The sequence below is a fragment of the Terrabacter ginsenosidimutans genome (assembly GCF_039539425.1).
GTDB lineage: Bacteria > Actinomycetota > Actinomycetes > Actinomycetales > Dermatophilaceae > Terrabacter > Terrabacter ginsenosidimutans.
In genome coordinates this window covers 138,959-158,748 of record NZ_BAABDC010000005.1, presented here as the reverse complement: position 1 = coordinate 158,748, position 19,790 = coordinate 138,959, and the positions used below count along the sequence as shown (strand labels likewise).

The 19,790-nt window shown below is 71.8% G+C and carries 20 protein-coding genes; 10 read left to right on the top strand and 10 right to left on the bottom strand.

The features are described from left to right. The first annotated feature begins 14 nt into the window (after nucleotides 1-14). Both ABD831_RS15780 and ABD831_RS15775 read left to right on the top strand, forming a co-directional pair. Nucleotides 15-224: a hypothetical protein gene (locus ABD831_RS15780; protein WP_344948647.1), complete on the top strand. Its 210-nt coding sequence runs from the start codon at nucleotides 15-17 to the stop codon at nucleotides 222-224. Between the two features lie 181 nt (nucleotides 225-405). Continuing rightward, complete coding sequence (locus ABD831_RS15775; protein WP_344948644.1) at nucleotides 406-1,335, top strand: hypothetical protein; 930 nt, start codon at nucleotides 406-408, stop codon at nucleotides 1,333-1,335. A gap of 88 nt (nucleotides 1,336-1,423) precedes the next feature. Here ABD831_RS15775 and ABD831_RS15770 read toward each other — a convergent pair whose 3' ends face one another. The 4 genes from ABD831_RS15770 to ABD831_RS15755 are packed head-to-tail and all read right to left on the bottom strand — an operon-like array spanning nucleotide 1,424 to nucleotide 5,932. Then, nucleotides 1,424-2,992 (bottom strand): amidohydrolase, encoded by a 1,569-nt coding sequence (locus ABD831_RS15770; protein ID WP_344948641.1) that lies wholly within the window; start codon nucleotides 2,990-2,992, stop codon nucleotides 1,424-1,426. Continuing rightward, a complete protein-coding gene (locus tag ABD831_RS15765) occupies nucleotides 2,989-3,972 on the bottom strand; it encodes a quinone oxidoreductase family protein (protein ID WP_344948638.1) in 984 nt (327 codons plus the stop codon). Before ABD831_RS15765 ends, ABD831_RS15770 begins: the two co-directional genes overlap by 4 nt. A 10-nt stretch (nucleotides 3,973-3,982) precedes the next feature. Beyond that, complete coding sequence (locus tag ABD831_RS15760) at nucleotides 3,983-5,422, bottom strand: WS/DGAT domain-containing protein (RefSeq protein WP_344948635.1); 1,440 nt, start codon at nucleotides 5,420-5,422, stop codon at nucleotides 3,983-3,985. Nucleotides 5,423-5,443: 21 nt separating this feature from the next. Beyond that, the gene (locus tag ABD831_RS15755; protein WP_142178701.1) at nucleotides 5,444-5,932 is read right to left on the bottom strand and encodes a GNAT family N-acetyltransferase; all 489 of its coding nucleotides are present in this window, start codon (nucleotides 5,930-5,932) and stop codon (nucleotides 5,444-5,446) included. Between the two features lie 79 nt (nucleotides 5,933-6,011). Between ABD831_RS15755 and pcrA the strand changes: the two genes are divergently transcribed. Then, the gene (gene pcrA, locus ABD831_RS15750) at nucleotides 6,012-8,501 is read left to right on the top strand and encodes a DNA helicase PcrA (protein ID WP_344948631.1); all 2,490 of its coding nucleotides are present in this window, start codon (nucleotides 6,012-6,014) and stop codon (nucleotides 8,499-8,501) included. Between the two features lie 213 nt (nucleotides 8,502-8,714). Here pcrA and ABD831_RS15745 read toward each other — a convergent pair whose 3' ends face one another. Then, on the bottom strand, nucleotides 8,715-9,551 hold the full coding sequence (locus ABD831_RS15745; RefSeq protein WP_344948628.1) for a M23 family metallopeptidase: 837 nt from the start codon (nucleotides 9,549-9,551) through the stop codon (nucleotides 8,715-8,717). Between the two features lie 251 nt (nucleotides 9,552-9,802). Next, nucleotides 9,803-10,798 carry an esterase/lipase family protein gene (locus tag ABD831_RS15740; RefSeq protein WP_344948625.1) on the bottom strand — a complete coding sequence of 332 codons (996 nt, stop codon included), beginning with the start codon at nucleotides 10,796-10,798 and terminating at the stop codon, nucleotides 9,803-9,805. Between the two features lie 79 nt (nucleotides 10,799-10,877). Between ABD831_RS15740 and ABD831_RS15735 the strand changes: the two genes are divergently transcribed. Beyond that, the gene (locus tag ABD831_RS15735) at nucleotides 10,878-11,348 is read left to right on the top strand and encodes a cobalamin B12-binding domain-containing protein (protein ID WP_425582836.1); all 471 of its coding nucleotides are present in this window, start codon (nucleotides 10,878-10,880) and stop codon (nucleotides 11,346-11,348) included. Between the two features lie 82 nt (nucleotides 11,349-11,430). On the opposite strand, the gene ABD831_RS15730 is transcribed toward ABD831_RS15735, so the two are convergent. Together ABD831_RS15730 and ABD831_RS15725 are read right to left on the bottom strand one after the other, a co-directional pair. Beyond that, a complete protein-coding gene (locus tag ABD831_RS15730) occupies nucleotides 11,431-12,042 on the bottom strand; it encodes a hypothetical protein (RefSeq protein ID WP_344948622.1) in 612 nt (203 codons plus the stop codon). Beyond that, nucleotides 12,039-12,578 carry a sigma-70 family RNA polymerase sigma factor gene (locus ABD831_RS15725; protein ID WP_142178697.1) on the bottom strand — a complete coding sequence of 180 codons (540 nt, stop codon included), beginning with the start codon at nucleotides 12,576-12,578 and terminating at the stop codon, nucleotides 12,039-12,041. Before ABD831_RS15725 ends, ABD831_RS15730 begins: the two co-directional genes overlap by 4 nt. A gap of 139 nt (nucleotides 12,579-12,717) precedes the next feature. Between ABD831_RS15725 and ABD831_RS15720 the strand changes: the two genes are divergently transcribed. The 4 genes from ABD831_RS15720 to sucD all read left to right on the top strand — a co-directional run bounded on the left by ABD831_RS15720 (nucleotide 12,718) and on the right by sucD (nucleotide 16,149). After that, a complete protein-coding gene (locus ABD831_RS15720) occupies nucleotides 12,718-13,254 on the top strand; it encodes a hypothetical protein (protein ID WP_344948617.1) in 537 nt (178 codons plus the stop codon). A gap of 2 nt (nucleotides 13,255-13,256) precedes the next feature. Next, nucleotides 13,257-13,814, top strand: a complete 558-nt coding sequence (locus ABD831_RS15715; RefSeq protein WP_344948615.1) for a hypothetical protein — start codon at nucleotides 13,257-13,259, stop codon at nucleotides 13,812-13,814. 225 nt (nucleotides 13,815-14,039) lie between these two features. Continuing rightward, nucleotides 14,040-15,224, top strand: coding sequence for an ADP-forming succinate--CoA ligase subunit beta (gene sucC / locus ABD831_RS15710; RefSeq protein ID WP_344948613.1), 1,185 nt, complete (start codon nucleotides 14,040-14,042; stop codon nucleotides 15,222-15,224). Nucleotides 15,225-15,255: 31 nt separating this feature from the next. Then, nucleotides 15,256-16,149, top strand: a complete 894-nt coding sequence (sucD, locus tag ABD831_RS15705; protein WP_142178693.1) for a succinate--CoA ligase subunit alpha — start codon at nucleotides 15,256-15,258, stop codon at nucleotides 16,147-16,149. 151 nt (nucleotides 16,150-16,300) lie between these two features. On the opposite strand, the gene ABD831_RS15700 is transcribed toward sucD, so the two are convergent. Then, nucleotides 16,301-17,014, bottom strand: coding sequence for a polysaccharide deacetylase family protein (locus ABD831_RS15700; RefSeq protein WP_344948609.1), 714 nt, complete (start codon nucleotides 17,012-17,014; stop codon nucleotides 16,301-16,303). Between the two features lie 245 nt (nucleotides 17,015-17,259). Between ABD831_RS15700 and ABD831_RS15695 the strand changes: the two genes are divergently transcribed. Next, the gene (locus tag ABD831_RS15695; RefSeq protein WP_344948606.1) at nucleotides 17,260-18,537 is read left to right on the top strand and encodes a cell division protein PerM; all 1,278 of its coding nucleotides are present in this window, start codon (nucleotides 17,260-17,262) and stop codon (nucleotides 18,535-18,537) included. A 103-nt stretch (nucleotides 18,538-18,640) separates the two neighbouring features. Here ABD831_RS15695 and ABD831_RS15690 read toward each other — a convergent pair whose 3' ends face one another. Continuing rightward, on the bottom strand, nucleotides 18,641-19,033 hold the full coding sequence (locus ABD831_RS15690) for a hypothetical protein (RefSeq protein ID WP_142178690.1): 393 nt from the start codon (nucleotides 19,031-19,033) through the stop codon (nucleotides 18,641-18,643). A gap of 154 nt (nucleotides 19,034-19,187) precedes the next feature. Between ABD831_RS15690 and purN the strand changes: the two genes are divergently transcribed. Further along, nucleotides 19,188-19,784: a phosphoribosylglycinamide formyltransferase gene (gene purN / locus ABD831_RS15685; RefSeq protein WP_344948997.1), complete on the top strand. Its 597-nt coding sequence runs from the start codon at nucleotides 19,188-19,190 to the stop codon at nucleotides 19,782-19,784. Nucleotides 19,785-19,790 lie beyond the last annotated feature (6 nt).

The following is a 19,790-nucleotide window of genomic DNA, read 5'->3' as shown; positions in this document are numbered from 1 at the left end:
GGTGGGCAGCTGAGATGCGTTGGAACGCAGGCGTTCTCGCGGGTCTGCTCATCGGTCTGGTCTGGCTCGTCGCCGGGTTGGTCCTCGTCGTGGTCGGACGCCGGCGGCGGCAGGTGTCGCGTGCCGAGGGCGCCGGCAACATGGCCGTCATCGGTATCTTCCTGCTCGTCGTCGGAGGACTCACCTGGTTCGCGACGCTCTTGCTCGCCGTCGTCCCCGGCTGACCGCCCCGCGCGGCGCCACCGACGAACACCGCCGACGAACGACCACTGCTCGCCCCTGCCCGCGCTTCCCGCGGGTCGTAGCGGCGTGTCGCGGGGTGTCGGCGACCAACGGTCGTTCGGCGGCTGCGGACCCTGTGGATGACCTCGGCGCAAGCGAGGCCGCCACGGGCACGCTGCCGCGATGGACATCATCACCGCGATGCGTCGCTCCGGTGGGGTCGCCGACCACGGCCATCTGAAGGCAGTGGCCGGACGGGCGGCGCTCGACCAGGCGTTGCGCGCCGGCAGCATCCGTCGCGTGGCCCGTGGCCGCTACGTGCTCCCTGACGTCGTCGACAGCGCCCGCGCCGAGGCCCATCGGCTGACCGCGGTCGTCGGACTCCGAAGTGCCGCCGCCTCCTACGGCTGGTCGCTCAAGACGCCTCCAGACCGTCCCGAGCTCGTCGTGCCCAGGGGGCGCAAGGTCAGCGCTGGTGACCAGGCGCTGGCGCGTGTCCGGTGGCAGCGGCTCGCGGCCTGCGACGTCGACGGCTGGCGCACCACACCGCTGCGCACGGTGATGGACTGTGCGACGACGCTTCCGTTCGACGAGGCGCTTGCCGTCGCCGACTCGGCGCTGCGTTCGGGGCTGGCCACGCAGGCGGACCTCATGCGCGCCGCCGACAGCCTGCCCGGACGCGGTCGGGACGCCGCGCTCGAGGTGGCGTGGTTCGCCAGCGACCGCCCGGCCAACGCCTTCGAGTCGGTCATCAGGGCGATCTCACTCGACGTGCCCGGACTGCGACTCCAGCCTCAGGTGCGACTTCGTGTCGCCGGCCGGCGGATCCGTCCGGACCTCGTCGACCGCGAGCTGCGACTCGTCGTCGAGGGCGACAGCCACGAGTTCCACACGAGTGAGAGGGCCATCGACGCCGACTGCTGGCGTTACGACGAGCTCGTCCTCGATGGCTGGCTGGTCATCCGGGTCTCGTGGGTGCAGGCGATGTTCCAGCAGGACTGGGTCGTGTCCGTCCTGCGCCGCGCGGCGAACCGACAGGACCTGACCTTGGGCGGTGACCTGATGCGCCGTCGGGGCGCGCTGCGCCGACCGACGACCATTGGTCGCTCCTGACCGGGCTTCCCGCGTGTCGCGCGGGCGCGTCGCCGGGTGTTGGTGAGCAACGGTCGTCGGTCGGCGCCGAGGGCGTATGCCGGGTGGCTCAGCCCCGCTCGAAGGCGAGGTCGCCGCCGACCCACGTCTGCAGCACGACCGTGTCACGGATGGCGGCGGGGGAGGACTCCTCCAGAGCCCACAGGTCGCGGTCGACCGCCACGAGGTCGGCGAGCTGGCCGGGCACGAGGCGCCCGACGTCGGTGCGCCCGACCGACTCGTGCGCCGCAACCGTGAAGGCGTGGACGGCCTCGGTGAGGGTGACCCGCTCCTCGGGCCGCCAGCCGCCGATGGGCTGGCCGTCGGCACGCTGCCTCGTGACGGCGGCGTGCAGCCCGAAGAACGGGTTGGGGTCCTCGACCGGCGCGTCCGAGCCGAAGGCCACGCGCACGCCGGCGTCGAGGAAGCTGCGCCAGGCATAGGACGCGAGGCGGCGCGGGCCGATGATCTCGTCGGCCAGCTCGAGATCGGCGGTGCAGTGGCTCGGTTGCATCGAGGCGACGACGTCGAGGGCCCGGAAGCGGGGGATGTCGACCGGGAGCACGTGCTGGGCGTGCTCGACGCGCAGCCGCGTGTCGAGCCCTTCTGCACGCACCGCCTCGAAGGTGCCGAGCACGAGGCGGTTCGCCTCGTCGCCGATGGCGTGCGTGACGACGTCGAGGCCGTTGCGGGCCGCGAGCAGGGTGCGCTCGAGGAGCACCTCGTAGGGCATGGCCGCGATGCCGCAGCCCTCGTGCCCGATGAACGGCTCGGTCATGTGGGCCGTGTGCGAACCGAGCGCACCGTCGCTGAAGAACTTGACCGGGCCGACGCGGAAGACCTCGTCGCCCTGGCCCGACCGGCGTCCCTCGGCGATCGCCGGCTCGAGGTCGGGGTCGCGGGTGCACTCGGTGACGCGCAGGCGCAGCGCCCCGTCGGCGTGCAGCTCGGCGTAGGCGGCCCGGGCGTCCTCGCCGTCGATGTCGGTGATGCTCGTCAGGCCGACCGACAGCAGCCACTCCTGGCAGCGCTCGAGCCACGGTCGCAGCGGTGACTCGTCGCGGGGGATGACGTCGAGCAGCTCCTGGGCAGACTCGCGGAGGATGCCGGTCGGCTCGCCGTCGGCGTCACGCACGATCTCGCCGCCGACGGGGTTCTGGGTGTCTCGAGTGATGCCCGCCTGTTGCAGGGCGAGGGAGTTGGCCCAGATGGTGTGACCGTCGACGCTCGACAGTGCCGCCACCCGGTCGCCCGACACGGAGTCGAGGGCATGCCGGTCCGGCTGCTGGGGGACGGCCCACCGGTTGTGGTTCCATCGTCCGCTGTGCAGCCACTCGCCCTGGGGCAGGCTCTCCGCGTGGGCGCGGACGAGCTCGAGCGCCTCCTCGAGCGACCGCGCCTCGCGCAGGTCGACCGACGAGAGGTCGCGGGAGAGCCACTCGGTGTGGATGTGCGCGTCGTGCAGCCCGGGCATGACCACGGCGCCGGGCAGGTCGACGGTGTCCGCGCCTCCGGTCGCCGACACCGCTTCGGCGCCGGTCGCGACGATGCGGCCGTCCTCGACGAGCAGCGCGTCGGTCCAAGGGTTCTCGGCGTCGCCGGTCCAGATGCGGTCGTGACGGAAGAGCGTGCGGCTCATGCGGTGGGCACCAGGATGAGCTTGCCCGTGGTGCGTCGACCTTCGAGGGCCTCGTATGCCGTGGCCGCCTCGGTGAGCGGGTAGCGTCCGCCGACGTCGATCTTCAGCGACCCGTCGGCGACGGCGCCGAGCACCTCGCCCGCGCGCCACTCGTACTCCTCGCGCTCGGCGACGTAGTGCGCGAGGGTCGGGCGCGTCAGGAAGAGCGACCCGCCGCTGTTGAGGCGCTGGATGTCGAAGGGCGGCACCTGCCCGCTCGCACCGCCGAAGAGGACCATCATGCCGCGCGGGCGCAGCGAGGCGAGTGAGGCGTCGAAGGTCGACTTCCCGACACCGTCGTAGGCCACGTCGACGCCGCGCCCGGCGGCCCGGCGGACAGCGCCGGCGAGGTCGTCGACCGTCGAGTAGTTGATGAGGTGCTGGGCGCCGAGCGACTTGGCGATGTCGAGCTTCTCGTCCGAACCGGCCGTGGCGACGACGACGCCGCCGCGCGCGGTGACCATCTGCACCAGGAGCTGCCCGACTCCGCCGGCCGCGGCGTGCACGAGGGCGACGTCACCCGGCTTCACGGCATACGTGCTCGTCACGAGGTAGTGGGCGGTGAGCCCCTGGAGCATGGCGGCTGCAGCGACCTCGAGGTCCACACCGTCGGGGACGGGGACGACGAGGCGGGCGGGCTTGTTGACCACCGTGGACTCGCTGCCGGACGCCTGGCACCACGCGACGCGGTCGCCCACGGCGACGTCGCCGACGCCCGGGCCGACGGCAGTGACGGTGCCGGCACCCTCCTCGCCGAGCACGAACGGCGTCGGCACGGGATAGACGCCCTGTCGCTTGTAGACGTCGATGAAGTTGACGCCGGCGGCGGCGACCTCGACCTGCACCTCGCCCTCGGCCGGGTCGGGGAGGTCGTGGTCGCGGACCTGCAGGACGCTGCGGTCGCCGGGCTCGGAGACGAAGACGCTGGTCGCTCGGATCATGCTCGCCAGCCTACGACCGGCGCGGCCGGCGTCTCGGGGCGGTGGGCCCGGCGGCACCGATGCGCACGAGCAGCGCCACCTCGTCCTCGAGGGCCACGAGCAGGGCCTCGGGGTCGGGCACGACCGACTCGTCGGCCATGATCCCGATGCGGACGGCGTCGTCGTAGGTGACGATGCAGAAGCCGAGCGTGTGCCGTCCGGACCCGGGGACCCAGCCCAGAACGCCCGTCACGGGCACGCCCGCGAGGTGACGGACCTCGCGGGGGCCGGCGACGTTGGTCGTGACACCGATCGCCTTGTTGGCGAAGAAGTCCACGACCCGGCGCTCGATCGCAGCGGGGAAGCGGCCGATGACGGAGATGAGGGCGAACGTGAGCGCGGCCTCGGGGGAGGCCTTGAGCCAGTCCATCCGCGCCTTGGAGAGCGCCAGTCGGCCGAGCGGCGTGGCATCACGGCTCGGGAAGCGCAGGAAGACGAGGGCGAAGCGGTTGCCGAGCTCGCGGGGCAGCGGCTCGTCGAGCGGGCGCACGTTGACCGGCACCATCGTCACGAGGTCGACCGGGTCACGACCGTGCTCGTCCTGGTAGACGTGCAGTGCACCCGCGACCGCGCTCATGAGCACGTCGTTGAGGGTGGCACCGACGAGCCGGCCGACCTGCTTCAGGCCCGGGAGGGGCAGCGGCTGGGTCCAGACGACCCGCTTGCGCTGGCCCGGCACGCCGCCCACCGCACTGGCCGGGTTCGTGGTCAGCAGCAGGTCGGAGACGACCTGACCCGTGCGCAGGGTGAGGATGGCTGCATCCGTCACCGCGGCCCGGGCTCCCTTGGACCGCAGGCGATCCCACGCGGATCGAGTCGTGGCCCGCGCGAGCCGCAGGCCGGAGGCGACGGCTCCCGTCGACGCGGACTCGCCGAGGGGGCCGGTGACGGGCAGGGTCGGGAGGTCGGTCGTGGCCGGCGGTCCGACGAGATCTCCCGGCACGCCGTCTGCGTCCTCGGTGAGCCCGAGCAGCACTCGGGTCAGGGCGATCCCGTCAGCCAGCGCGTGGTGGATGCGGAAGACGAGCGCGGCACCGGTCCCGTGCCCGTCGACGAGGTGCACCTCCCAGAGCGGCCGCGTCTGGTCGAACGGCCGCGGCAGCTGCTCCTCGATGTAGGCCTGCAGCTCGGCGTCGGCCTCGGCCCCGGTTCCCTTGCGTGAGAGGGTCGTCCGGACGACGTGTCGTTCGAGGTCGAAGTCCGGGTCGTCCTCCCAGCGGTAGAGACCTACGGTGTGCCGGGGTCGTCTCGGTCGCTGGCTGAAGACGGGGTAGGGCTCGAGGATCCGGGTGCGGAGCAGTCCGAGCACGCGGTCCCAGTCCGGCACGGACTCGAGCATCACGACCGACACGATGACCATGAGGTTGGTCGGGCGGTCCATCGTGAGCCAGAGGACGTCGGCGGAGCCCATCCGACGCGACGCGCGGCGCACCTACGGGCCCGCCAGTCGCGAGAGCGCGTCGCCGTCGAGACGGAACGTCGTCCAGTCGTCGAGCGAGCGGGCGTCGTGGGCGCGGTAGAAGTCGATGGAGGGCGTGTTCCAGTCGAGCACCGACCACTCGAGCCGGGTCCAGCCGCGCTCGACGCACAGCTGCGCGAGCCGGGCGAGCAGCGCCTTGCCGAGGCCGTCGCCGCGATGCTCCGGCTCGACGAAGAGGTCCTCGAGCCAGATGCCCGCCTGCCCGGTCCACGTCGAGAAGCTCCGGAACCAGAGGGCCATCGCCACGATCCTGCCCTCCCGGACCCCGACGAGGGCGTATGCCGTGGGGTCGCCCTGGGCGGGGAAGAGGGCGTCCCGGAACTGCTCGGGAGTCGCCGTCGCGGACTCGGGCTCCTTCTCGTAGGTCGCCAGCTCCTGGACGAGGCGGATGAGGTCGGGGACGTCGGCGGCCGTGGCCTCGCGGATCTGGGAGTCGCTCACGCGGCCATCCTCTCCCGGCCGGGCCGACTGTGCGTCGTGGTCCGGCGCTGTGGGCGGTTCGACGTAGGCTTGGTCGATCATGAGCACGCTCTTCGACGACCTCCCCATTCCCGGTTTCGAGCACGGTCAGGGCGCGCCCGCGGGCGGGCCCACGCGCACCGGGCGCGGCGGCGACGTCACCGAGCAGGGCGTGCCGACGTGGGCCGAGGCCGCCGCCCAGGGCGGCGTGTCGGGCGCGCCGCAGGGCCGGCCCGACCTCGACCCGGCCGTGCTGCTCGAGGGCCTGAACCCGCAGCAGCGCGAGGCGATCGTCCACGAGGGCACCCCGCTGCTCATCGTGGCCGGTGCAGGGTCGGGCAAGACCCGCGTGCTGACCCACCGCATCGCCTGGCTGCTCGGTGAGCGCGGCGCCCAGCCGGGGCAGATCCTCGCCATCACCTTCACCAACAAGGCCGCGGCCGAGATGCGCGAGCGCGTGGCGGCGCTCGTCGGCCCTCGAGCCCGCGCCATGTGGGTCATGACCTTCCACTCGGCCTGCGTGCGCATCCTGCGTCGCGAGGCCGCCAAGGTCGGCATGAAGTCGACGTTCTCGATCTACGACGCGGCCGACAGCCAGCGCCTCATGAGCCTCGTGCTGCGCGATCTCGACCTCGACCCGAAGCGCTACCCGCCGCGCGGGTTCTCGGCGCAGGTCAGCAACCTCAAGAACGACCTCATCGACGAGGAGAGCTACGCCGCGCAGGTCACCGAGGGCAACCACTACGAGCGCACCGTCTCCGACGCCTACACGCAGTACCAGCGCCGTCTGCGCCAGGCCAACGCGCTCGACTTCGACGACATCATCATGATGACCGTCAACATCCTGCAAGCCTTCCCCGACGTCGCGGAGTACTACCGTCGTCGCTTCCGCCACGTGCTCGTCGACGAGTACCAGGACACCAACCAGGCGCAGTACCAGCTGATCAAGGAGCTCGTCGGCGAGGTGAAGGGGCCGGAGGGCGCCTACGCCGTGCCGCCGGCCGAGCTGTGCGTCGTCGGCGACTCCGACCAGTCGATCTACGCCTTCCGGGGCGCCACGATCCGCAACATCCTCGAGTTCGAGCAGGACTACCCCGACGCCCGCACGATCCTGCTCGAGCAGAACTACCGCTCGACGCAGCGCATCCTGCGCGCCGCCAACTCCGTCATCGCCCGCAACGAGGGGCGCCGCGCCAAGAACCTCTGGACCGACTCCGGCGACGGCGCGATGATCACCGGCTACGTCGGCGACAACGAGCACGACGAGGCCGCCTTCGTCGCCAAGGAGATCGACGACCTCGCCGACCAGGGCGTCAAGCCCGGAGACGTCGCGGTCTTCTACCGCACCAACGCGCAGAGCCGTGCCATCGAGGAGGTGCTCGTGCGGGTCGGCCTGCCCTACAAGGTGGTCGGTGGCACGCGCTTCTACGAGCGGCGCGAGGTGAAGGACGCCCTGGCCTATCTCCGGGTCGTCTCCAACCCGACCGACACGGTCAACCTGCGCCGCATCCTCAACACCCCGAAGCGCGGCATCGGCGACCGGGCCGAGGCGTGCGTCGCGGCCCTGGCCGAGCGTGAGCGCATCCCGTTCGTCGCGGCGCTCGGCCGCGCCGAGGACGCGCCGGGCATCGCGACGCGCTCCGTCGCGGCCATCCAGGGCTTCACGGCGCTGCTCGAGAAGCTGCGCACCTCCTACGAGGCCGACGACAGCGTCGCGGCCCTGCTCGAGATGACCCTCGAGGAGAGCGGCTACCTCGCCGAGCTGCGCGCCAGCCACGACCCGCAGGACGAGACGCGGGTCGAGAACCTCGCCGAGCTCGTCGCGGTCGCCCAGGAGTACGACGACCGCCGGGCCACGGAGCTCGAGGAGTCCGGTGGCGAGCTGGCGCCGGGCGTCGAGCCCGAGGACGTCGGTCCCGCAGGCGCGCTCGAGGAGTTCCTCGAGCAGGTCTCGCTCGTCGCCGACGCCGACGAGATCCCGGACGGGCCGGAGGCCAAGGCGCAGGGCGTCGTGACGCTCATGACCTTGCACACCGCGAAGGGGCTCGAGTTCCCCGTCGTCTTCCTCACCGGCATGGAGGACGGCACGTTCCCGCACATGCGGGCGCTCGGTGACCCGAAGGAGCTCGAGGAGGAGCGGCGCCTCGCCTACGTCGGCATCACCCGGGCCCGTGAGCGGCTCTACCTCTCCCGCGCGGCCGTCCGGTCCGCCTGGGGTGCGCCGCAGTACAACCCGCCGTCGCGCTTCCTGGACGAGATCCCCGGCGACCTGCTCGACTGGCAGCGGCTCGGCCCGTCGTTCAGTGGTGCGCGCGGCTCGGACCGCCCCGCCGTGGCGACGCTGGCCGCACGTCCCGGGGTGCGCAGCGCCGGCAAGCGGCCGGTCATCTCGCTCCAGTCCGGCGACCGCGTCACGCACGACTCCTTCGGCCTCGGCACCGTCGTGCGGGTCGAGGGCGACGGGGACAAGTCGATGGCGCACGTCGACTTCGGCGCCGACACCGGCACGAAGCGGCTCCTGCTGCGCTACGCCCCCCTCGTCAAGCTCTGAGGCGCGCGCCCCGTCGGGTGACCTGAGCGCGATGGCGTATGCCGCGTAGCCGGCCGCCGTCGTGCGGTGGACGTCCTTGTGCCGCAACGGCATACGACATACGACAGACGACGTGGCGCTTGGAGGCTGCTGCGTGGGTCGGGCGGGCACAGGCCCCGAAGACACGAGGCCCGTCCCGGAAGGGACGGGCCTCGTGTCGAGGAGAGGTGTCGGTCAGAGCATGACGCCGTGCTTGGCGAGCCAGACCATCGGCGGCACCGCGGCGCCGTCGTCGGGGTGGATCTCGAGGTGCACGTGCGGGCCGGTGGAGTTGCCGGTGCTGCCGCTGTAGGCGATGACCTGACCGGGCGTGACCGTCTCGCCGACGGACACGAGCAGGCGGCTGTTGTGGGCCATCCACGAGACGGTGCCGTCCCAGTAGCGGATCTTGACGAAGTTGCCGTAGCCCTCGGTGGACCAGCCGGCGAAGATCACCGTGCCGCTGGAGAGGGAGTGGACCGGGCTGCCGACGGGGCAGGCGAGGTCCTGCGCGGGGTGCATCTTGCCCCAGCGGAAGCCGAAGCCTGAGGTGAGGGTGTAGCCGGCGACGGGGGAGACCCATCGGTGGGCCTTGGCCTGGGCGCGGGCGGCGGCAGCCTGCTTCGCCTTGGCGGCGGCAGCTGCCTTGGCCTTCTGGGCGGCGGCCCGGTCGGCGGCGGCCTTCACGGCGGCGGCCTGGGCCTCGGCGGCACTCTGGGCGGCGGTCTGCGTGGCGCCGACGATGAGCGTCTTGGCGTCGCGAGCCATGTCGCGCGAGGAGCGGGCACCGGCGCGGTTGGCCGCTGCTGCAGCGACGGCGTCGGGGTCCGCGGCCAGACCGAGGCCGGCGACCGAGTTGGAGACGTTCTTCATGGCAGCGGCCTCGGGGCTGAGCTGGCTCGCGCCGGCGTCGCGGATGACGAGGCCACCGGCGACGGTCGAGGAGAGCAACGCAACGGGGACGACGAACTGTCGACCCCGTGAAGGCTTGGCTGCCGGTCGATGCCGGCCGGTGTAACTGGTTTTGGGCACGAAAGAATTACCTATCGGTCACGATGATGCGAGCCGCCAGCCTAACGTGACCATTTCGTGATCCAAAATCACGCCACGTCTCTGGACGGTCCGATGTCGCGGTGGAGGGACGCGACTGCGCTCGACACTAGGGCATGCAAACGGTGCGGAAAAGGTTTTGCACAGGCAAATCTGCGCAAAACCTGAAGTCTCGCCGTCCATCCGCCGGACGGTCTGCGGCCAGCCGTTCGGCGGGGCCTCGAACGAGCCCTTCAGCGGGTCGGGGTGGCCCGCCCGGCCGTGGCCCCGAGGCGCGGCTCCCGCGCCGCTGTCGTGCGCCGGGTCCCCAGCGAGCTGACGCCCGGCGTGACGGTGGCGCCGGAGGTGTCGAGGTGGGCCAGGGCGGTGGAGATGCCGTGCACGACGCTGCTCGTGATCGGAAGGCTCATGTGGCCCACGCCGTGCAGGACGATGTTGTGCACGTTGAGGTCGGGGTGGTGCAGCGCGGCGTTGTGCTGGGGGACCACGACCTGGTCGAGGTCGGAGGAGTAGACGAGGAAGCGGGTCTGGCACTCGGGCACGGGAGCAGCGAGCTCCTTCATGAGGGCGCTGCCCGGGCGCAGCTGTCGGGTCAGGCCGTTGTTCCACGTGTAGGCGAGGTAGCTGCCCTGGTGCGGCGTGCCGAGGGTGACGAGGGTGTGCACGTGCTGGTCGCCGCCCAGCCGGGTCACGTAGTAGCGGGCGATGAGGCCGCCCATCGAGTGCCCGATGACGTGGATGCGCTCGTAGCCGGTCTCCTCGACGATGCGCTCGACCTCGGCGCCGAGGTCGGCAGCCGCTGCCCGGACGTCGCCGGTGAAGATCGAGTAGTTGATCGTCTCGATGCGCCCGAAGCCGCGCCGCACGAGGCCGCGCCTCAGCACGGTGAAGATCGAGCGGTTGTCGACCATGCCGTGCACGAGCAGGATCGGCGTCTCGGCCGCCTCGACGTTCTGGATGGCGAGCCCGCGCTGGCTGGGCGGCAGGTGCCCCAGCCGGTAGCCCTGGCGGCGGTCGCTCGCGCGCGGACCGAGCAGACCCAGGGGGTAGAGCCCCAGGTGCAGGCCCATCCACGACGCTTCGAGGGCTGCGCCCGCGAGCCCGGTGGGCGTCAGCAGCGCACCGGCCACCTCCCCGAGGGCCGCGAAGAAGGCCCGAGGACCCTTCACGGCAGGCGTCGGAGTGCCGGTCTGCTGCGGCGTCGTCGCCGCACGTGCTGCCAGTGCCACTTCCTGAACGTACCCCGACCGGTGGGCGATGCATCACTATTGCGCGTCGCGTCTCGCGCGGCTGGCTAGAGTGCCCGGCATGAGCGAGTCCCAGGGTGCCGACGCCGTTGCCGTGACTGCCGACGAGGGCGCCAGCGGCGCGGGTCCCGTGTCGACCGACGTCATCCGCGTCGTCGTGGCCAAGCCCGGCCTCGACGGCCACGACCGCGGCGCCAAGGTCGTCGCGCGGGCGCTGCGTGACGCCGGCATGGAGGTCATCTACACCGGGCTGCACCAGACGCCCGAGCAGATCGTCGAGGCGGCCATCCAGGAGGACGCCGACGTCGTGGGGCTCTCGGTCCTCTCCGGGGCGCACCTGACCCTCTTCGCGCGGGTCGTCGAGCTGCTCGCCGAGCGCGACGCGAGCGACATCGTCGTCTTCGGCGGCGGCATCATCCCCGACGACGACATCGCCGAGCTCGAGCGGCTCGGGGTCGCCAAGGTCTTCACGCCCGGCGCCACGACGATGGAGATCGTCGAGTGGGTGCGCCAGCACGTCCACCCCGCCTGACCGTCCTTCTCACGCGGGAGGGGCAGCGACGCTCCCAAGTCTGCCCACCGTCCGCCGTATGCCGCGTGGACCCTGCACGTCGTCAGGGGCGGTCGACCCGTCGGTTGAGTGAGAAGAGCCGGCCGAGCACGGGCATGAGCACGATGTTGAGGCCGTGGAGCGCGCCGATGATGAGCAGGATCCCGCCCATGCGCCCGACCTCCCACTGCAGCTGCTGCGGCGTGACCAGGCCGGTGAACTGGTTGTCCCAGTCCTCCTTGCCGGAGAAGCTCAGCGTGAAGCAGATGTAGGCGGTGAAGATGAGGTAGTAGACGATGTCGGTCAGCACGATGTAGCTCTTGCCCGTCATCGGGTTGTCGTGGAAGACGTCGGCCGCGTAGGCGCGGCCGAACCGCTTGATGAACGGGCCGAGCCAGACGGCGATCGCGACGAGGACGAGGTTCGTCGCGAGCTCGAGGATCCACCAGGGCATGAGCAGGTCTCCGTTCGACTTCGGGGTCAGGGTGAGCACGAGAGCGGTGACGACCGCCACCGTCGTGGCCCATGCGGCCACGATCCGGCGGGTGCGGCGGCGCCGGACACGGTCGTCGGCGACCGAGTCGAGGACGCGCGCGAAGAGGTCGCGCGACGGGGGCGGTGGTGCCGCACCGACGGGGCGCAGCGCCTCCTCGATGAGGTGCTCGAGGTCGCTCATGAGTCCTCCCGGAGGGCGATGGACAGGGCACGCAGTCCGCGCTGCAGGTGTGTCTTGACGGAGTTGACCGACATCCCCAGTCCGTCGGCGATGTCCGCCGGCGACATGTCGTAGTAGTAGCGGAGGGTGACGCAGTCGCGTTGGCGTCCCGGGAGGGCCCGGAGGGCGTCCACGACCTCCTGGCGGGCGCTGCGACCCAGGGCGGCCTCCTCCGCGGAGGGCTCGTCGTCCACGGGCGGGGGCCTGTGGTGGAGCGAGACGAGGCCACGACGGTTGTGGTCGCGGGCCAGGTTGATGACGATCGAGCGGAGGTAGGCGGCGCCTCGGGCAGGGTCGCGCACACGCGCCATGCTCCGGCTCAACCGGATGAAGGCCTCCTGCACCAGGTCCTCCGCAGCGGTCTTGTCCTCCACGTAGAACCGGGCGAGGTGCAGCAGCGAGGGGGCCTCCGCGTTGAAGAGGGCGGCGGCCCGGCTCTCGAAGTCGTCAGGGACGTGATCTCGCGTGATCGAGACCCCCACTGTCAGCTCGTCCATCACCTCGACAGACGAGCGATGAATGCTTCTGGGTGACAAGAAGATTCGAGGAAATTTCTGCGGGAACGGTGTCGCCCGAGTCCTCGTGACGAGCGTCTCCCAAGTGTAGGTTCACTCGACTCTGAAGGGGGCGGAAGCCATGGAACACAAGGGACTTCGTGGGGGAGCGGCAGTGCTCGTCGGGCTGTCGGCATCGGTGGCGGTCGCGGCCACGGCTGTGGCGGGAGCGACCGTCCTGCGGTTCGCCGACGGCCTCAAGGACTACAGCTCGGCGGCTGCAGGACCGTTCGACCACGCCACGGCGCGGCTGCAGCTCGTGGACCGGGCGACGGCAACGACGGCGGTCCTCCACGTGCGGGGCGTCGACCCGGCCGTCGCCGGCAGGACCTTCGGCGCGCACCTGCACGACGGACCGTGCAGCTCGGACGCTCCCGCCGCGGCGTCGGGGCACTACAACGCCGATGCGCACGCGGGCCACGTCCCCGTCGTCGTGTCGAGGCAGACGGAGGTCTGGCTCGACTTCACGGTCGACGCGTCGGGCGCGGGCGACTCCAGCACGGCGGTGCGGTTCCCCGTCGAGCCCGGGGCCAGGTCCGTCGTCGTGCACGCGGCACCGACCGACCCGGCGACCGGCCTGGCCGGTGCGCGTCTCGCCTGCCTGCCCGTGGAGTGGTGACGATGTTGAGCTGGCTGGGCCGAGGCGCCCTCGTGGGGGTGGCCTGGGGCGTGACGGCCCGGATCTTCATGCGGCTCGTCTCGACCGACCCGGAGTTCAGCTGGTCGGGCACGGGAGCGATCGTCGGGATGAGCGCCCTCCTCTGGGGCGGCATCGGTCTCGTCGCGGGGGCCCGGGTGATGGAGCGGTCCCGGTGGTGGCGGCTGGCGCCGCTGCCCGGCCTGGTCCTCTTCGCGAGCCCCGGCATGGTCCTCGTGCCGGGCGCGGTCGGGACGGCCGTCGCCGTGGCGCTGCACGGCCGGCCCCTCGTGGTCCGGGCGCTACCGCTGCTCCTCGGGATGGGGGTCACGCTCGCACCGGCCTTCGTCGCCGGGGACGGCGACGGCGGCGCCACCCCCGCACCGGCGTGGGTGGGGCTCGCGCTGGTGGTGGCGGCCACGGTCTGGCTCGGTCTCGGGCTCCATGCCTGGTGGCGCCGGTGGGGTCGGTCCGAGGTCCCTGCCACCTCGGGAGGGGGCCCGCGCACGTCGCTCGGCCCGGCGGCATACGACCGCGGGTAGCGGCACCGGAGCGGGCGGGGTCCGCCCGGACGGACGTGTGATCTTTGTCCGGTCGGGCGGACCCGATGCCGTCGTCACAGGTCAGAGCCACTAGAGTCCGACCGACAGCCTGATTCGGTTGCGCCACGGCGCAGGGCCCGTCCGAGCGCGAGCACGGGTGCCCCGGGACGCCGCAGCGACGCGATCGACGACGACACGAATCGACGACGAGGACGGACCCCACCCGTGGATCTCTTCGAGTACCAAGCCCGCGACATGTTCGAGAAGCACGGGGTGCCCGTGCTGGCCGGCGCCATCGCCACCACCCCCGAGGAGGCCCGCGCGGCCGCCGAGCAGATCGGGCCGAAGTCGGGCGGTGTCACCGTCGTCAAGGCGCAGGTGAAGACCGGCGGCCGCGGCAAGGCCGGTGGCGTCAAGGTCACCAAGAGCCCCGACGAGGCGCAGGCCGCGGCCGAGGCGATCCTCGGCATGGACATCAAGGGCCACACCGTCGGCACGGTGATGATCGCCCAGGGCGCCCGCATCGCCGAGGAGTACTACTTCTCGATCCTGCTCGACCGGGCCAACCGCACCTACCTCGCCATGTGCTCCAAGGAGGGCGGCATGGAGATCGAGGAGCTCGCCGTCGAGCGTCCCGAGGCCCTGGCGCGCATCGCCGTCGACCCCAACACGGGCATCGACGCGGCCAAGGCGCAGGAGATCGTCGACGCCGCCGGCTTCGACGACGCCGACAAGGCCGCCATCGCCGACACGATCCAGAAGCTGTGGACCGTCTACCGCGACGAGGACGCGACGCTCGTCGAGGTCAACCCGCTCGTCAAGACCGAGGACGGCGACATCGTCGCCCTCGACGGCAAGGTGACGCTCGACGAGAACGCCGGCTTCCGCCACGCCGACCACGAGGCGCTCGAGGACAAGGCCCACGCCGACCCGCTCGAGGCTGCGGCCAAGGAGAAGAACCTCAACTACGTCAAGCTCGACGGCTCCGTCGGCATCATCGGCAACGGCGCAGGCCTCGTCATGAGCACCCTCGACGTCGTCGCCTACGCCGGTGAGGAGTTCGGCGGCCAGAAGCCGGCCAACTTCCTCGACATCGGTGGCGGCGCCAGCGCCGAGGTCATGGCCAACGGCCTGCACATCATCCTGTCGGACCCGCAGGTCAAGAGCGTCTTCGTCAACGTCTTCGGCGGCATCACCTCCTGCGACGCCGTCGCCAACGGCATCGTCGGCGCCCTCGACGCGCTCGGTGACGAGGAGGACCGCCCGCTCGTGGTGCGCCTCGACGGCAACAACGTCGAGGAGGGTCGTCGCATCCTGCAGGAGCGCAACCACCCGCTCGTGACGATCGAGCCGACGATGGACGGCGCCGCGCGCCGTGCCGCCGAGCTCGCCGCCCGGCCCGCCAACTGACCACCGAGCCAAGAGAAGCGAGAACGAAACCATGGCTATCTTCCTCAACGCCGACTCGAAGGTCATCGTCCAGGGCATGACCGGGTCCGAGGGCATGAAGCACACGCAGCGCATGCTCAAGTCCGGCACGACCATCGTGGGCGGCGTCAACCCCCGCAAGGCCGGCACCACCGTCGACTTCGAGGGCGGCGTCTCCGTCCCCGTCTACGGCACCGTCAAGGAGGCCATCGAGGCCACCGGCGCCAACGTGTCGGTGATCTTCGTGCCCGCACAGTTCACGAAGGCGGCCGCCGTCGAGGCGATCGACGCCGAGATCCCGCTCGCCGTCGTCATCACCGAGGGCGTCGCGGTCAAGGACACCGCGGAGTTCTACAACTACGCCAAGGAGAAGGGCACGACGCGCATCGTCGGCCCGAACTGCCCGGGCCTGATCACCCCGGGCGTCAGCAACGCCGGCATCATCCCGGCCGACATCTCCGGCACCGGCCGCATCGGCCTCGTCTCCAAGTCGGGCACGCTGACCTACCAGATGATGTACGAGCTGCGGGACTTCGGCTTCAGCTCGGCCGTCGGCATCGGTGGCGACCCCGTCATCGGTACGACGCACATCGACTGCCTCGAGGCGTTCGAGGCCGACCCCGACACGGACGCGATCGTCATGATCGGCGAGATCGGCGGCGACGCCGAGGAGCGCGCCGCGGCCTACATCAAGGAGCACGTCACGAAGCCGGTCGTCGGCTACGTCGCCGGCTTCACGGCCCCCGAGGGCAAGACGATGGGCCACGCCGGCGCCATCGTCTCCGGCAGCTCGGGCACCGCCCAGGCCAAGAAGGAGGCCCTCGAGGCCGCCGGCGTCAAGGTCGGCAAGACGCCGTCCGAGACCGCCGACCTCATGCGCGAGATCATGCAGGGCATCGCCAGGTAACCTGCGCGGCAAGCGATCACAGCGGGCGGTCACCTTTCGGGTGACCGCCCGCTCGCGTGCCTGTGAACGATGGCGTATGCCGTCGGGCCCGGGTCGGCGAGGCCCGTGACGGCATACGCCGCCTGCAGTCGACGACGAGCTCAGCAGGCCGTCAACAGGCCATCAGGCCGATGACGAAGCCGCGCGCCCTCAGCTTGGGGATCAGGATGTTGAGGGCAGCGACGGTCTGGGAGCGGTCACCGCCACCGTCGTGCATGAGGATCCGCGAGCCCGATCGGACGTTGGCCAGGACGCGGTTGACGATGGTCCACGTGCCGGGACGTGACCAGTCGCGAGGGTCGACGGTCCAGAGGATCTGCCGCTGGCCGCGGTTCGCGATGATCGTGGCGATGCGCGAGTTGGTGGCGCCGTAGGGCGGACGCACGCAGCGCGGCCGGTAGCCGAGCGCGGACTCCATCCGGTTCAGCTGCCACGTCACGGACGCCGTCGACAGGGTCGTCAGGTTGGGATGGCTCCAGGTGTGGTTGCCGATCTTGTTGCCGTAGTAGCGCAGGCTGCGCGTGATCGACGGGTACCACGAGACGTTCTGGCCGACCTCGAAGAAGACGGCCTTGACGCCGTACTTGCGCAGGACGGCCAGCACCTTGGGCGTCCACGTGGCGTGTGGTCCGTCGTCGAAGGTGAAGTAGACGGTGCCGGCGTAGGCGACCGGGCCCGCCGCGACCTCCGTGGGCGCCGCGGCCACCGGGCGTCCCGAGCCGGGCGGTGATGCCGGGGCGGGGCTGGAGGCGGGAGCTGCCAGTGGGGCGGCGAGCGCGAGTGCTGCGAGCAGGGGCGTCAGGACGTGGAGGATCTTGCTGCTCATGATGATTCATCCCTTTCACTCTCAGTGTGCGCTCGGGTGAGAGTCGCCGGTGGTGGATTGCGCTGATCTGTGCCTCACATCCGCCGCTCGCCTCCGCCACTCGCATCCGCCGCTCCTTCGAGTCCCCGCTCGAAGACCCGCTCCAGCCCGGTCGACCGCCACCGGCGTGGGCGCTCGCACCGGGGCGGGGATCTTGTGACCATGGGACGGACCGCCGGACCCGACCACCAACCCGCAGCGCAGGAGTGAGACCACTGGCCCCGCCGAGCACGACCACCACGACCGCGGCGACGACCGCTTCCGTCAGCCCCTCGACGGCCATGCCGGCGGCGCTGCGGGCCGGCGCGCTCGCTGCGATCGGCACGTGGGCGGTCGTCGTGCTGCCGGCGCTCATCGGCTGGGTCGCGGCGCCGGAGAGCTCGGTCGGATGGTTCTCGGCAGTGTCGGTGGCGAGCGCGATCTGGTTCCTCGGGCACGGCCAGTCGGTCGGCGCCGGCCCGGTCTCGATCTCCGTCACCCCGCTGCTGCTCATGCTCGTCTTCGTCTACATCGCCGTCCGCTGGGGCCGCCGCCTCGCCGTGACGGAACGGCTGCGCGTCGGCGCGGGCGACTGGAGCCGGGTGGCCCAGTGGGGCGTCCTACCGGGCTTCGTCATCGGCTACGGCCTCGTGTCGGCGGTCCTCGCGCTCTTCACCCTCGGCGGTCCGGCCACGCCAGGTGTCGCGGCCGTGGTCGGCTCGCTCCTCGTGCCGCTGGCGGCGCTCGGGTTCGTCCTGGTGCGTCCTGACGACGAGACGGCGCCCGTGTTCGTCCGCACGTGGTTCCGCCGGGGCCCGACCTGGCTGCCGTCGGTCTGGCGCACCGGATGGCGCGGTGCCGGCCTGCTGCTCGCCCTCGGGCTCGTCGTGGTCGTCGTGCGTCTCGTCGTGTCCTGGTCTGCGGTCGCCGACGTCCAGGACCAGTACGGCGCCAACGTCGGCGCACTCGCCGTCGTCGCCCTCGCGCAGCTCGCCCTGCTCGGCAACACGGCCACCTGGGCGCTGTCGTTCCTCGCCGGGCCCGGCTTCCAGGTCGCGCTCGGGTCGACGATCACCCCGGGTGCCGCCCACCCCGGACTGCTGCCGCTCGTGCCGGTGCTCGGTGCCCTGCCGCAGGCCGCCGACTATCCCGCGATGACGTATGCCGTCGTGCTGGCTCCCGTGCTTCTCGGCGTCTGGCTCGGGCGCCGGGTCGACGCCGAGCTCGAGTTCTTCGGCAACACCCGGGCCCGCCTGGCTGCCACCGCGATGGCAGGCCTCATCGCCGTCGTGGTCGTCGTGGCCGTGACGTTCCTCGGCAACGGCGCGGTCGGTGTCGACCGGCTCTCGGCGGTCGGTGTGCCGCTCTGGGCGTTCGCCGCTGCGCTCACGGCCGAGGTCGTCGGCGGCGCGCTGCTCCTCGCCGGTGCGCTCGTGCTGCGGGAGCGGCGGAGCGAACGGGCCGACCGGCCGGCGGCCGACTCCGCCACGACCGACTCGGACTGACGCGGACTGACGCGGACTGACGCGGACTGAGCGGGGACGCCATGGGCCGCGGCCCGTGGCCGCAGGCTCCGAACTCGGTTGAGCGTCCGGTTCGGCGTCCCGTTCAGCGCATGACGAGACCGAACATCCCCGCGTCGCGCAGCTGCTCGCAGCTGCCGGCGGCGATGCTGGTCTGGGCACCGGCGAGGCACTCCTCGTAGGCGCTCACCGTGTCGTAGAAGACGATCTGCATGGCCAGGGTCGACAGCAGCATCCCGGCGATGACGAGCGTGACCACGGGCCAGACCTTCTCCTTGCCGGCGCGCGCCGACAGGAAGCGGAGCAGGCGCACGGTGAGCACGACCGCGAGCACGAGCGGCAGGAAGGCCACGAACCGCTTGGGCAGCGGGAGGTACATCGCGACGAGGCCGAGCAGCACGAGCAGCGCGACGGGCAGGGTGCGCTTGGCCTTCTCGCGCGCGTAGGCGATCTCCTGCTCCAGCTGGGGCTCGGTCATGCGGTCCATCCTCGCCCATGCCGTCACGCCGGATGACAGGGGGAGGTCCGCACGGCTGGTCGCTACACTCCGGCGCGTGAGCACCGATCCCCCTGCCAGCACGCCGGCCTCCGAGCGCTCCGCCGATGCGTCCGCAGCCTCCCCCGCGAGCCCGGTGCCGGTCGTCGTCCTCGTCTCGGGGTCCGGCACGCTGCTGCAGGCGCTCCTCGACGCGGCCGCCGACCCGGGCTACGGCGTGCGCATCGCGGCGGTGGGGGCCGACCGCCCGTGTGTCGGCGTCGAGCGGGCCGAGCGGGCCGGCATACCGACCTTCGTGGTGCGCCCCGCCGACTTCGAGGACCGCTCGGCGTGGGACCTCGCCCTCGCCGAGCGGGTCGCCGCAGCGGGTCCGCGCTTCGTCGTCACGGCGGGCTTCATGCGGATCCTCGGCCCGGCGACCCTGGGCGCGCAGCCCGTCGTCAACACGCACCCCGCCCTGCTGCCGAGCTTCCCCGGCGCGCACGGGGTCCGCGACGCCCTCGCCTACGGCGTCAAGGTGACGGGCACGACGTGCCACGTCGTCGACGCGGGCGTCGACACGGGACCGATCATCGAGCAGCGGGTCGTGACCGTCGAGGACGACGACACCGAGGACAGCCTGCACGAGCGGATCAAGGTGCAGGAGCGCGACCTGCTCGTCGACGTCGTCAGCCGGCTCGCGCGCGAGGGCTTCGCCGTCGAGGGGCGACGAGTTCGGATCGGGCGGGCCTGACCGCTA